This is a genomic window from Stenotrophomonas terrae (assembly GCF_039674165.1).
Taxonomy (GTDB): Bacteria; Pseudomonadota; Gammaproteobacteria; order Xanthomonadales; family Xanthomonadaceae; genus Stenotrophomonas; species Stenotrophomonas terrae_A.
In genome coordinates, this window is record NZ_JBDJMY010000073.1 from 1 (window position 1) to 12,989 (window position 12,989).

Genomic DNA, 12,989 nt, shown 5'->3' on the forward strand with positions numbered 1-12,989 from the left:
GAGCCATGCTCGGCTGAGGCTCTACCGGTGAAGCCCTTGCCGAGCATGGCTCGGCACTACATCCCCAATTCCTTTTGCTGCAGGCAAGGGAGGGTTGGGGATGGGGAGCGCTTTGCATTGTTGGATTTTTAGCTTCACGGCTCACGCCGTTCCCACAAACACAACGCGGCTGCTCAGCCCAGCAACGTGCGCACTTTCTTCAGCGCGACCATGAAGGATTCAATCTCTTCATGCGTGTTGTAGAACGCCAGCGAGGCGCGGCAGGTGGCCGCTACGCCGTAGTACTGCAGCAGCGGATGTGCGCAGTGCTGGCCCGAACGCACGGCAACGCCCTGCAGGTCGAGCAGGGTGGCCAGGTCGTGGGCATGTGCGCCTTCGATCTGGAACGACACAACCGCCGCCTTGTGCGGAGCCGTGCCGAAGATGCGCACGCCTTCGGCGCGCTGCAGCTCTTCGGTGAAGTGGGCAAGCAGTTCCTGCTCACGTGCCTCGATGTGCTCGCGGCCGAGCGCTTCCATGTAATCCACCGCCACGCCCAGGCCGATGAAACCGGCGATGTTCGGGGTGCCGGCTTCAAACTTGTGCGGGGCGTCGTTGAACACGGTGCCGTCGAAGCTGACTTCCTTGATCATCTCGCCACCGCCGAGGAACGGCGGCATGTCCTGCAGGTGCTCGCGACGTGCCCACAGCGCGCCGGTGCCGGTGGGGCCGCACATCTTGTGGCCGGTCACCGCATAGAAGTCGCAGCCGATGGCGGCGACGTCGATAAGCAGGTGCGGCGCAGCCTGCGAGCCATCGATCACGGTAATGATGCCGCGCTTGCGGGCTTCACGGCAGATCTCGCGGACCGGGTTGATGGTGCCCAGCACGTTGGAGACATGGGTGAGCGCCAGCAGCTTCACTTCCGGGGTCATCGCTGCATGCAGCGCGTCCAGGTCCAGGCTGCCGTCCGGTTTGATCTCGGCCACGCGGATGGTCGCGCCGGTGCGCTGGGCGACCAGCTGCCACGGCACGATGTTTGCGTGGTGCTCCATGCGCGAGACCAGGATCACGTCGCCGGCTTTCAGCCGCGGCAAGGCCCACGAGTACGCCACCAGGTTGATGGCGAAGGTGGTGCCGCTGCACAGCACCAGCTCATCGGCGCGCACGTTGAGGAAGCGCGCCAGCTTGTTGCGGGCGCCCTCGTAGGCATCGGTAGCCTCGGTGCCCAGCGCATGCACCGCACGGCTGACATTGGCGTTGTAGCGGCGGTAGAACTCGTCCACCGCGCCGATCACCGACAGCGGCTTCTGCGCGGTGTTGGCATTGTCGAAATACACCAGCGGCTTGCCGTTGACTTCACGCATCAGCAGCGGGAAATCGGCGCGCACGCGCTCCCAGTCGGGGGCGCTGGCCGGGTGGTGGATCGGACGCGGGGAACTGAGATTCATGCCATGCCTGCCTGTTGCAGTGCCTGGTCCAGGTGGCGGGCCAGCTTTTCGGTGAGAACGCCTTCCACGGCAGCCAGCGGCTCGTGGCAGAAGGCGGCGCTGAGCATGGCGCGGGCCTGTTCGGCCGGCACGCCGCGCGAGCGCAGGTAGAACAGCGCATTGGCATCGAGCTGGCCAACAGTGGCGCCATGTGCCGCCTTGACCTCGTCGGCGTCGATCACCAGCGTCGGCTGGGTATCGATTTCGGCATCGGCCGACAGCAGCAGGTTCTTGTTGGACAGGTTGGCATCGGTGCCATCGGCGCCTTCGCGGATGTTGATGCCACCATGGAACACCACGCGGCTGCGATTGGCGGCCACGCCGCGCCAGACCAGCTCGGCACTGGTGTTCTTTGCGATGTGTTCGATGCCCAGACGGGTATCGATATGACGCCGACCGGTGCCCAGCAGCACGCCATTGGCGGTGAGCTTGGCGTTGTCGCCTTCCAGACGCACGTTGAGCTCATGACGGCTCAGTGCAGCGCCCAGTTCCAGATCGATGCGACGGTACTGTGCATCGCGGGCCAGCACCGCATCGGTGCGCAGCAGCGAGGTGGCGCGGGCGCTGCCAGCCTGCACGCGGGCATGCGACAGCACCGCGTCCTGGGCGATATGGACGTGCACGAGCGTGTTGTCCAGATGCGCGCTGTCACCGGCCTGCAGATGATGCTCGACCAGGCCGAGCACGGCGCCACGGCGCAGTTCGATCAGGTGGCGGTGATGCCAGGCGTGATCGCTGCTGTCGGCTGCGCTGACGAAGACCAGATGCAGCGGTGTTTCGCTGACGACGCCATCGGCAACCTGTACCAGCACGCCTTCATCGGCGAGTGCGGCGTTGAGCTGGGCGAACACTTCTTCGGCGCGTTCGAAGCGACGGCCGAGGAAGCGCAATGCCTCCGGCTCGTCGTTCTGCACGGCCGACAAGGTGCGCACCTGCACGCCCGCGTCCAGCGTGGACAGATCGCTCAGGGCAGCACTATGGCGGCCGTTGACGAAGACCAGACGCGGCGACGGAATGTCGGCCAGCAGTTCGGCATCGATGGCGGGCGCCTGCAGCGGCGCGGCAGTGAACGAGCGGCGCTCGAGCTGGCGTAGCGAGGTGTACTTCCACGCCTCGTTGCGGGCGGCGGGCAGGCCGGTCTTGAGCGCAGCCTCAAGAATCGACTCGCGTTCGGCGATTTTCGTTGAATCCCCGCACATGGATGTGCGGGCTGTTGCGAAGGATTCGCGCAACGACTCCAGAAGAGCGCTCATTACTTGGCCGCCTCGCGGACCACGCGGTCCTTCAGGAAGTCATAGCCGTGCGCTTCCAGCTCCAGCGCCAGTTCCGGGCCACCGGTCTTGACGATGCGGCCGTCGGCCAGCACATGCACCACGTCCGGCTTGATGTAATCGAGCAGGCGCTGGTAATGGGTGATGACCAGGAACGAACGTTCCGGCGAACGCAGCGCGTTGACGCCATCGGCGACGCTCTTGAGTGCATCGATGTCCAGGCCCGAATCGGTTTCGTCGAGGATCGCCAGCTTCGGCTCGAGCACGGCCAGCTGGAAGATCTCGTTGCGCTTCTTCTCGCCACCGGAGAAGCCTTCGTTGACGCCACGGTGCAGCAGTTCATCCTTCAGGTGCAGCACGGCCAGCTTCTGCCGGACCAGCTTGAGGAACTGCATCGAGTCCAGTTCTTCTTCACCGCGCGCCTTGCGCTGTGCATTGAGCGCGGCACGCAGGAAGTAGGTGTTGTTGACGCCGGGGATTTCCACCGGGTACTGGAAGGCCAGGAACAGGCCGGCAGCGGCGCGCGCTTCCGGTTCCAGCTCCAGCAGATCGTTGTCTTCGAACAGCACGGTGCCGGCGGTGACGTCATAGCCTTCGCGGCCGGACAACACATTGCCCAGCGTGGACTTGCCGGCGCCGTTCGGGCCCATGATGGCGTGTACTTCGCCCGGTTTCACGTCCAGCGACAGGCCCTTGAGGATTTCCTTGTCGCCGATGCTTGCGTGCAGGTTTTCGATCTTCAGCATGAGGGTGCGTTCTTCAATATGTAGGGTGCGGGGCGATCAGAGCTCGCCTTCGGCGCGATCGAGGAAGGTGGCGCGCAGCCACTGGGTGCGCTGCCGGGTCAATTCGGCCTTGTTGCCGGAGTACAGCATCGGGTACATCGAGCCGTACAGGACGCGGGGATCCTCGTCCTTGCCAACCGGGTAGCGCGCTTCGATGTCGGCATCGCGCAACGGGATCCACAGGCGCTGGGCGGCGCGCAGCTTGTCGATCGCGACAGGCTGGCCCTGCAGGTTCTGCATCACCTGCCGGTACACCGCGTTGAGCTCGGTATCGGCGGCGGTGGCATCCGCTGCCGCGCACTCGTTGAGTTCAAACTGGGTGCGGGCGTCGTCACAGGCTTTGCCCGGCGACGCCGCGAAGGCAGCGAAAGGCAGCACGGCCAGCAGTAGCAGCGGCAGGCGGCTCATCCGACCGATCCTTCCAGCGACACTTCCAGCAGCTTCTTGGCTTCCACCGCGAACTCCATCGGCAGTTCCTTGAAGACCTGCTTGCAGAAGCCGTCGACGATCATCGACACCGCGTTTTCCTGGTCGATGCCGCGCGCGCGGCAATAGAACAGCTGGTCGTCGGAAATCTTGGAGGTGGTGGCCTCGTGCTCGACGGTGGCGCTGGGGTTCTTCACCTCGATATAGGGGAAGGTATGGGCGCCACACTTCTTGCCGATCAGCAGCGAGTCGCACTGGGTGTAGTTGCGCGCGCCTTCGGCGCCGCGGTCCACGCGGACCAGGCCACGATAGGTGTTCTGGCCATGGCCGGCGCTGATGCCCTTGGAGATGATCTTGCTCTTGGTGCGCTTGCCGATGTGGATCATCTTGGTGCCGGTGTCGGCCTGCTGGCGGTGATGGGTGAGCGCCACCGAGTGGAATTCACCCACCGAGTCGTCGCCCAGCAGCACGCAGGACGGGTACTTCCAGGTGATCGCCGAACCGGTTTCCACCTGGGTCCAGGTCACCTTGGCGCGTGCACCACGGCATTCGGCACGCTTGGTGACGAAGTTGTAGATGCCGCCAACGCCGTTCTCATCGCCCGGGTACCAGTTCTGTACGGTCGAATACTTGATCTCGGCATCTTCCAGCGCCACCAGCTCGACCACCGCGGCGTGGAGCTGGTTCTCATCGCGCATCGGGGCGGTGCAGCCTTCCAGGTAGGAGACGTAGGCCTTGTCCTCGCAGATGATCAAGGTGCGCTCGAACTGCCCGGTGTTGCTGGCGTTGATGCGGAAATACGTGCTCAGTTCCATCGGGCTGCGCACGCCGGCCGGCACGAACACGAAGCTGCCGTCGGAGAACACCGCAGAGTTGAGCGCGGCGAAATAGTTGTCGCCCACCGGCACCACCGAGCCCAGGTACTTGCGCACCAGCTCCGGGTATTCGCGGATGGCTTCGGAGATGGAGCAGAAGATCACGCCCTTGTCGGCCAGTTCCTTGCGGAAGGTGGTGCCGACCGAGACCGAGTCGAACACCGCATCCACGGCGACGCCGGCCAGCTTTGCGCGCTCATGCAAGGGCACGCCGAGCTTCTCGTAGGTGTCCAGCAGTTCCTGGGGCACTTCGTCCAGCGACTGGTACTTCGGGCCCTTGGGCGCGGAGAAGTAGCTCAGCGCCTGCAGGTCGATTGGCGCGATTTCGAGCTTGGCCCAGTCGGGCTGACGCATGGTCAGGAAGTGGCGGTAGGCATCCAGGCGCCACTGCGTCATCCACTCGGGCTCTTCCTTCTTGGCCGAGAGCGCGCGGATGACGTCTTCGTCCAGACCGGGCGGGAAGGATTCGGATTCGATCAGCGTGACGAAGCCTGCGTCGTATTTACGACCCAGCTGCTCGTGGATTTCACGGTTCGGGCTGTCGACGGTGTCGACCGGTTCGATGATTTCGGTGGCCATCAGGGCTGCCTACGGTTGTTCAGGAGACGACGTCGGCACTGATGCGTCGACGGTCGGCAAGCGGTAAGGGGTGCAGCATCTGCGCGAGGGTGACGCCGCGCAGGGCATCGGAAACCACGTCATTGATGAGCCGCCAGTTGGAGCGCACACCGCACTGCCCGGCAAGGCCGCACTGGCTTTGCTCCTGGCTGCATTCGGTGATGGCCAGCGGGCCTTCCATCGCTTCCAGGATCTCGATCAGGGTGATCTCGGAGGCGGGACGGGTGAGCCGGTAACCGCCATGGACACCGCGCAGGCCTTCAACCAGACCGGCCTGGGCCAGCGGCTTGAGCAGCTTGCTGACGGTGGGGGGCTCCAATCCGGCAGCTTCAGCCAGATCGGTCGCGCTCAACACTTCGGCTGGCCGTGCGGCGAGCACGGTCAGGACGACGGTGGCGTAATCGGTAAGCTTGGTGACGCGGAGCATTGCGGTAAGGGCTTCATCAATGTGGACCAAAATTGTACGCTTTCTAGCGGACGGGTCCAAGTTCTGTTGTTCAGGTGGGAGCAGGGGCGGCGCAGCCGCTACTGTTTCCTCTCCCCACGCGGGAGAGGATGCCGAAGGCAGGAGAGGGGGCGGCGCAGCCGCTTGCCGTTTCCTCTCCCCTCGCGGGAGAGGATGCCGAAGGCAGGAGAGGGGCGCAGCCGCTTGCTCTTTCCTCAGAATGAAGAAATTGAGAGCAAATGCCTCTCCTCTCCCCAGCCCTCTCCCGCAAAGGGAGAGGGAATCAGCGCCCAGATTCCAAGCGCCCGTGACATCGGTGGCCTGCCTTCCCTGCATTGATTGCAGTGCTCCCCTTGGGTTGTCCTGCGCGATGGGGGAGAATCACCGCCTCACTCAAGTCCCGGCCATGTACATGCCCAAGAAGATCCAGGCGCGCAAATCCTCCATCCACGGCAACGGCGTCTTCGCTGTGGCGGATATCAAGAAGGGCGAGCGCGTCATTGAATACAAGGGCAAGCGCCGTACCCATGCCGAAGTGGATGCAGATGACGCGGGCGACGTAGAGACCGGCCACACCTTTCTGTTCACCTTGAACGACGACTACGTCATCGATGCCAACTACAAGGGCAATGACGCACGCTGGATCAACCACAGCTGCGATCCGAACTGCGAGGCGATGATCGAAGAGGCAGAAGGCGACGACCGCACCGCCGACAAGGTGTTCATCGAAGCGGTGCGCGACATCAAGCCGGGCGAAGAGTTGACCTACAACTACGGCATCACCCTGGCCGAACGTCACACCCCGCGCCTGAAGAAGATCTGGGAATGCCGCTGCGGTTCGCCCAAGTGCACCGGCACCATGCTGCAGCCAAAGCGCTGAGTCCTGGCTGCGCAGCCTGCTTTCGGCTTTTGTAGGAGCGGCGTAAGCCGCGAAGCCACTGCGAATGCAGATGTTCCGTTTTGCAGGAGCGGCGTAAGCCGCGAAGCCATTGCCAGCTCAGAGGCCATCAATATGCTGTTGTGTGGCCCTACGGGGAATACGCTGCTTCCAAGCTGATGCACCGTCAGCTTCGCGGCTTACGCCGCTCCTACAAACAAAGCTGAAAGAGGCCGCAATCGCGGCCTCTTTGCTTTCCAGCAACAGTGCCGCTCAGTTCCCCAGCAACCCCTGCGGCACGAAGCTGCCCAGGTTCTGGTTGAAGTCCACCGCGATGCGGCCGTTCTGGATGCCGACCGATTTCACCTGCAGCACGCCCATCACCTTGGCGATGGCCGGGTCGATCTTGTAGATCGGCTCGCGGCGGGCGTAGTCGGCCAGCCAGCTGTTCAGCAGGCTGCGGGTACTGGAATCCAGTTCACCACCGCCAGCCGTGCTGGGGCGGAAACCATCGACCGTGGGCTGGTCCAGGTGGAAGCCCTGGGTCTGTGCGTCGTAGCGCAGGCCACTGCTGATCTGCACATCACCCACCGGCATCGACGAGCCGCCCGCGGCCATGGCCAGGTTGAAACCCAGGTCCAGGCGGCTGCCTTGCGGCAGGGTCAGGTGCGGCTGGCTGACAGTCAGTGCCAGCAGCCCGCCCAGTGCCTTCTGCGTGCGCGGGAAGCTGCCATCCAGGTATTGCTGCACATCGGCTGCACCCACGGTCAATTGCTTACCATTGATCTGCGGTGCGGCATGGGCACTGCCAGCGAGCGCAATCAAGGCAATGCTGGGGAGAAGCAGGGAACGCAGTTTCATCGGGCGCACTCGGTAGTTGCAGCAGGGTGGAATAAGAAGATAACCCTATCGGGTGAACGGCCAATTAGCGCGCTCAATTCAATTCTGGTTGCAGCGAGGCCGAGGTGATTTCCCAGCCATCGCCTTCAATGCGCGGCCGTACCCGGTACCAGCCCTTGAAGCGCTGGTTGCCGGCCTCGCTACCCAGGCGGATATCCACGGGGATCTCCAGGGCCTGCGGTGGCGACTCGCGGTCCAGCGCGATTGCCTTGCCGTTGTGTACGCGCAGGCTGGTCATCGCAGGCAGCACCGCGCGCAAGCCGGCGTCGTCAGGCTGTGGCGAAGGTCGGCCGCCGGCCCAGAATGCATCTGCCTGGCCATTGTTCTCGAACAGTGCCTGCAGATAGGCATGTATCACCGGCGCGGCGACGGTTCCGCGTTTGCCGGCGGCCTCAGCGCGCTGCGCCTGGCTGTCTGCCGGTTCTGTGTGTGCCGGTAGTTCGGCTGGCACTGCTGCGGTGGCTGGGGCCGGCGCTGCGGGCGCAACCTGCGCAGCATCCGGGCTGCGTTGGCATGAACAACCGGCAAGCAGGGTGGTGGCGATCAACAGTGGGACAGCGCGCATCGGCGGCTCCTGGGTGTTGTCGCCAGTCTACGGGGCTGGCCATCGGCCCGGCCAGCTGCTTATTCGCTAGGGGCCTGCAGCAGCTGCAGCTTGTGCAGCAGCTGGTCCAGTTCCGGCTGCAGCGCACTCAACAGGCTGCCCGGCTTGCCGGCCGATTCGGCCAGGGTTTCCAACAGGCCGGTGGCGACCACGATGCCGGCATCCTCATTGCAGGACAGCCGACGTTGGCCCTGGGCGGATTCCAGCTGGTGCATCCAGTTGTACTGGCTGCGTTGTTCGAACTCGATCGAGCAACGGCCGGTGCACTGCTGGCCGTCGGTCTCGATCGGAGTGACGGAGATGCGGTAGCGATGCTTGCTGATGGACATGGTGGAGGAGGATGGGAAGCGGGGGAGTGGCCACCATAGGCCGCTGCTGGCACAGGTACGAGGGTTTGGACCATGACGCTGTGTTCCAGTGTTTCCCCCATGCCACAGGCGGAACGCTGCGAGCCATGGGAACGTTTTCTGCGCCGCGGCGGCCCCAAAAAAAACGGGACGGCTGAGCCGTCCCGTTTCTTCGCCAAGGGGCGCGCTGATTACAGCGCAGCGTCCTTGAGCTTCTTGAGCGGACGCACCTTGAGCTTGGTGGTGGCCGGCTTTGCAGCAAACCACTGCTCTTCCTTGGTGAACGGGTTGATGCCCTTGCGCTTCGGCTTGGCCGCAACGCTCACGGTGGAGATCTTCAGCAGGCCGGGCAGGGTGAAGGAGCCAGCGCCCTTCTTGTTGACCGAGGCAGCGACGGCGCCTTCCAGGGCGGCGAACACAGCGCGCACGTCCTTGGCAGCGACCGAGGTGGCTTCAGAGATGTGGGCAACCAGACCGGACTTGGTCAGTGCTTCCTTGATCGGCTTCGGTGCGGCCGGCTTGGCGGCAGCCTTGGTTGCAGCCTTAGTTGCTACTTTCTTCACTGCCTTCTTCGGGGCAGCCTTTTTAGCGGTCTTTGCCATGATTTCCTGTTCCGTGAACGGTTGGTTGTTGGTCGTGCCGACCCCGTCGGCAAGCGAAATGTAGGGCATGAATTGCGTGACGCCAATAGGTAATCGAAGAAAAAGCCCATAAAAATTGCTTCCGGGCGTATTTGGACAACAAATCGGTGCCGGAAGTGGTGCAAAAGCAGGGTTGAGCTGTGATCGCTGGCGCTGTCGCCCCGCCTCGACGGGCACGCCTTCGGGTTGGCCGGTGGTGCCGCACAAGCTGCTAACGGGAGCTGGTTTAGGCTGGTTGCGTCATCCACCACGAGGAGTTCGACCATGGGTATTTCGCGTCACGCTACCGCACACTGGGAAGGCGATCTGAAAACCGGGCAAGGCCGTTTGAGCACGCCGCAGAGCGGTTTGATGGAGAACACCCGCTACGCCTTCAGCAGCCGCTTCGGCGATGAGAAGGGCACCAACCCCGAGGAGCTGATCGCCGCAGCACATGCGGGCTGCTTCACCATGGCGCTGTCGGCCAAGCTCAGTGAAGCAGGCTTCCCGCCGACCTCGCTGGACACCCGCGCCGATGTCGACCTGTCGATGGAAGGGGGCCCGCAGCTGTCGCAGATCCGGCTCAAGGTAAAGGCGGTGGTGCCAGGCCTGGATGAGACGCGGTTCCGCGCGATTGCCGATGACGCCAAGCAGAACTGCCCGGTGTCCAAGGCCTTGAGCGCGGTGCCAGTCAGCCTGGATACCGAGTTTTCGGCCTGATCTGTTCGGCCTGATCTGGTATTGGCCCGGCGGGCGTGCAACGCTGGCCGGGCCGATTCAGGGTCGTTTCACCCGACGCACCTGAGCATCTGTCATCCCAACCCGGTGGTTACTGCCATGTGTCGATCGTTTGCTGTTGCCGCTGTCCTGCTAGCCGGTGGTCTGGGCGCATTCAATGCGTCCGCGCAGCGTTATGACGACGGCCAGTACCGTCCCAACGGCTCTTACGATGACGGCCAGTACCGGCCCGATCGCTACGACGACGGTCAGTACCGCCCGGGTCAGGCCAATGGCAGCGACCCGGTCTATGACTATGCGCGGGTGGTCAGGGTCGATCCGGTCATCGTCGGAGGCGGGCAGGGCAGCAACCAGCGCTGCTACGAGCGCAACGATGGCGGTTATATCAATGGAAACAATGGCTATCAGGCCGGTGGCTATGGCAACAACGGCTATGGCAGCAACACCTACCGCAACGATGGTTACTACGACCGTGGCCAGGACAACGGCCAGTACCGGCAGGGCAACGAGACCGGCCGCCAGTTGGCAACGGTGATCGGCGGCATTGCCGGCGCGGTGCTGGGCAGCCGCATCGGAGGTGGCGATGGCCGCTACCTGGGCACTGCGGTCGGCACCATCGCTGGCGGCGCTGCTGGCCGCGCGATCTACGAGGCCAGCAACCGGCCCAATTACCAGCGCGGTGACGTACGCGTCTGCGAGCCCAGCGGCTATGGCAGCGAAAGCGAGCGCGTGGATGGCTACGATGTCACCTACGAATACGCCGGCCGCCAATACCGCACCCATCGCGACTATCACCCGGGCGAACAGATCCGCGTACGCGTCGACGTAAGCGCCGACTGAGCACGGCGGGCGTTTCTGCCCGGATGAGGCGCAGAGCACGGTTTGTCAGCGCCGGTGGATGACGGCATAGTCCACGCATTCCGTTCTGGAGGTGCGTGATGCGTCGTATTGCCTGTGTAGCTCTGTTGCTCCCCTGTCTGCATGCGCTCCCGGCCCAGGCCGAGGTCAAGCTGCTGGTGGCCGATACCATCCGCACCGGTGATGCTGCCCAGCCTGTGGCTGGCGCAATGGCCTGGGACAGCGACACCGGCCGCGTGCTGCAGGTGGGCAGCGCCGAGGCACTGCGCAAGGCCTACCCGAAGGCAGCAGCGCTGGAGCTGGGCGACGCCACGGTGGTGCCGGGCCTGATCGATGCCCACGCGCACATCATCGGCCTGGGCAATACCTTGATGCAGGCCGACCTGAGCGGTGCACGCAACCGCGGCGAGGTAGTGGAGCGGCTCAAGGCGTTCGAGAAAACCCTGGCGCCCGGTGAGTGGCTGCTGGGCCGCGGCTGGGACCAGAACCGCTGGGACAACACCGATTTCCCAACCACCGCCGATCTGGATGCGGCCTTCCCGCAACGCCCGCTCTATCTGGAGCGCATCGATGGCCACGCCGGTTGGGTCAACAGCGCCGCCATCCGCATTGCCGAGAAGGCTGGCAAATCCCTTTCCGGCGATTGGCAGCCGGAAGGTGGGCGTATCCTTCGCGATGCCGCTGGCAAGCCCAGCGGTGTGCTGGTCGACGGCGCAGCATCACTGGTCTACGCACAGATCCCGGCATTGGACGATGCCTCGCGCGAGAAGCGCCTGCAGGCTGCATTGCAGGCGGCGGTCAGCAATGGCCTGACCGGCGTGCATGACATGGGCGTGTCGCGCGAGGACCTGACGCTGATGAAGCGCCTGGCCGACCAGGGCAAGTTGCCGCTGCGCATCGACGCCTATGCCGACGGCAACAATGAAGCGCTGGAAGACCTGTGCAAGGCCGGCCTGTACGCCCACCCGGGTGGGCGGTTGCAGATGCGCGGGGTCAAACTGTACATGGATGGCGCCCTGGGCAGCCGTGGCGCGGCGCTGCTTACCGCCTACAGCGATGATCCGCACAACCATGGCCTGCTGATGACCTCGCCGGAAGAGTTCGAAGTGGCGGTGCGCAAGGCGGACGGCTGCAAGGTGCAGGTTGCTACCCACGCCATCGGCGATCGCGGCAACCGCATCGTGCTGGATACCTACGAGAAAGTCCTGGGTGCGCACAAGGGTGATGACCACCGCTGGCGCGTGGAGCACTCACAGGTGGTAGCGCTGGATGACATCCCGCGCTTCGCCAAGCTGGGGGTGATCGCCTCGATGCAGCCGACCCATGCGACCTCGGACATGGGCTGGGCCGAGCAGCGGGTTGGGCCGGAACGCATTCTGGGTGCCTATGCCTGGCAGCGTTTCCTGCACAGCGGCGCACGGCTGGCCTTGGGTTCCGACTTCCCGGTGGAGCAGGTCGACCCGCGCCTGGGTCTGTACGCGGCGGTGACCCGCCAGGATCGCGATGGCCAGCCGCCAGGTGGCTGGCAGCCGGAGCAGCGCCTGAGTGCTGCCGAAGCCCTGCGCGGCTTCACCAGCGACGCGGCCTGGGCTGGCCATGACGAAGCGCAGGTCGGCAAATTGCAGCGCGGCCTGCGTGCCGACTTCGTGGTGTTGGATCGAGACCCGCTGAAAGTCGCCGCCGACCAGCTCGATGACCTGAAGGTGCTGTCGACCTGGGTGGACGGTGAGCCGGTTTACAAAGCGGCTACGCCGGAGGGTTGAAGCCCTTGCGATTGCAATGGTGCCGTCCACTTGAACGTTGAGTGACCCGGAAACTGATGCCAAGCCCTTGGCATCGGTTTTTCTTTGTGGGAGCGGCATCAGCCGCGAAGCTCGTGATCCATCCGATTGCAGGCATGTTCGTAGCTTCGTTGCTGCCAGCTTCGCGGCTGACGCCGCTCCCACAAAATCCCCGCCGCCGGAAGACTGACAGAAGCCGCGTTTTCCGGTTTCGGCCCGCGAAGTACCTGACGCGCTGGCCTGCCGCTTCGTTGTAGGAGCGGCGTCAGCCGCGAAGCTCGCGATTCGTCCGATCAAGGGGCTGTAGGGGATTTCAGCGCTGCCAGCTGCGCGGGGGGAGCCGCGCCACAAAAAAAACCCCCCCCCGAACGCGGC

14 protein-coding genes are annotated in these 12,989 nt (G+C 64.2%); 4 read left to right on the forward strand and 10 right to left on the reverse strand.

Annotated features, from left to right (window positions below; all coding sequences use genetic code 11):
* Positions 1–173 precede the first annotated feature (173 nt).
* The 6 genes from ABE493_RS18820 to ABE493_RS18845 are packed head-to-tail and all read right to left on the reverse strand — an operon-like array spanning position 174 to position 5,871.
* On the reverse strand, positions 174–1,430 hold the full coding sequence (locus tag ABE493_RS18820; protein ID WP_346500835.1) for a cysteine desulfurase: 1,257 nt from the start codon (positions 1,428–1,430) through the stop codon (positions 174–176).
* Positions 1,427–2,722: a Fe-S cluster assembly protein SufD gene (sufD, locus tag ABE493_RS18825; protein WP_346500837.1), complete on the reverse strand. Its 1,296-nt coding sequence runs from the start codon at positions 2,720–2,722 to the stop codon at positions 1,427–1,429. The genes ABE493_RS18820 and sufD overlap by 4 nt, the downstream gene beginning before the upstream one ends.
* Complete coding sequence (gene sufC / locus ABE493_RS18830) at positions 2,722–3,486, reverse strand: Fe-S cluster assembly ATPase SufC (RefSeq protein WP_313316741.1); 765 nt, start codon at positions 3,484–3,486, stop codon at positions 2,722–2,724. The genes sufD and sufC overlap by 1 nt, the downstream gene beginning before the upstream one ends.
* Before the next feature lie 36 nt (positions 3,487–3,522).
* Positions 3,523–3,933, reverse strand: a complete 411-nt coding sequence (locus ABE493_RS18835) for a lysozyme inhibitor LprI family protein (RefSeq protein ID WP_346500840.1) — start codon at positions 3,931–3,933, stop codon at positions 3,523–3,525.
* Positions 3,930–5,405, reverse strand: a complete 1,476-nt coding sequence (gene sufB, locus ABE493_RS18840) for a Fe-S cluster assembly protein SufB (RefSeq protein ID WP_346500842.1) — start codon at positions 5,403–5,405, stop codon at positions 3,930–3,932. Before sufB ends, ABE493_RS18835 begins: the two co-directional genes overlap by 4 nt.
* Before the next feature lie 19 nt (positions 5,406–5,424).
* A complete protein-coding gene (locus ABE493_RS18845) occupies positions 5,425–5,871 on the reverse strand; it encodes an SUF system Fe-S cluster assembly regulator (protein WP_057627263.1) in 447 nt (148 codons plus the stop codon).
* A 430-nt stretch (positions 5,872–6,301) separates the two neighbouring features.
* On the opposite strand from ABE493_RS18845, the gene ABE493_RS18850 reads away from it, so the two are divergent.
* A complete protein-coding gene (locus ABE493_RS18850; protein WP_346500844.1) occupies positions 6,302–6,769 on the forward strand; it encodes an SET domain-containing protein in 468 nt (155 codons plus the stop codon).
* A 270-nt stretch (positions 6,770–7,039) separates the two neighbouring features.
* Here the strand turns inward: ABE493_RS18850 and ABE493_RS18855 are convergent, their stop codons facing one another.
* The 4 genes from ABE493_RS18855 to ABE493_RS18870 all read right to left on the reverse strand — a co-directional run bounded on the left by ABE493_RS18855 (position 7,040) and on the right by ABE493_RS18870 (position 9,219).
* On the reverse strand, positions 7,040–7,627 hold the full coding sequence (locus ABE493_RS18855; protein ID WP_346500848.1) for a DUF1439 domain-containing protein: 588 nt from the start codon (positions 7,625–7,627) through the stop codon (positions 7,040–7,042).
* A 73-nt stretch (positions 7,628–7,700) separates the two neighbouring features.
* Entirely contained in the window at positions 7,701–8,231 is a 531-nt protein-coding gene (locus ABE493_RS18860; RefSeq protein ID WP_346500850.1) for a hypothetical protein, read from the reverse strand.
* Positions 8,232–8,290: 59 nt separating this feature from the next.
* Positions 8,291–8,599 (reverse strand): DUF3861 family protein, encoded by a 309-nt coding sequence (locus tag ABE493_RS18865; RefSeq protein WP_346500852.1) that lies wholly within the window; start codon positions 8,597–8,599, stop codon positions 8,291–8,293.
* A 209-nt stretch (positions 8,600–8,808) separates the two neighbouring features.
* Positions 8,809–9,219, reverse strand: coding sequence for an HU family DNA-binding protein (locus ABE493_RS18870; RefSeq protein WP_346500860.1), 411 nt, complete (start codon positions 9,217–9,219; stop codon positions 8,809–8,811).
* A 303-nt stretch (positions 9,220–9,522) separates the two neighbouring features.
* Here ABE493_RS18870 and ABE493_RS18875 point away from each other — a divergent pair, with 303 nt between their 5' ends.
* From ABE493_RS18875 to ABE493_RS18885, 3 genes are all read left to right on the forward strand, one after another.
* Complete coding sequence (locus ABE493_RS18875; protein WP_346500854.1) at positions 9,523–9,957, forward strand: OsmC family protein; 435 nt, start codon at positions 9,523–9,525, stop codon at positions 9,955–9,957.
* 117 nt (positions 9,958–10,074) lie between these two features.
* The gene (locus ABE493_RS18880) at positions 10,075–10,815 is read left to right on the forward strand and encodes a glycine zipper 2TM domain-containing protein (RefSeq protein WP_346500856.1); all 741 of its coding nucleotides are present in this window, start codon (positions 10,075–10,077) and stop codon (positions 10,813–10,815) included.
* Between the two features lie 98 nt (positions 10,816–10,913).
* Positions 10,914–12,596 carry an amidohydrolase gene (locus ABE493_RS18885; protein ID WP_346500858.1) on the forward strand — a complete coding sequence of 561 codons (1,683 nt, stop codon included), beginning with the start codon at positions 10,914–10,916 and terminating at the stop codon, positions 12,594–12,596.
* The last annotated feature ends 393 nt before the right edge of the window (positions 12,597–12,989 follow it).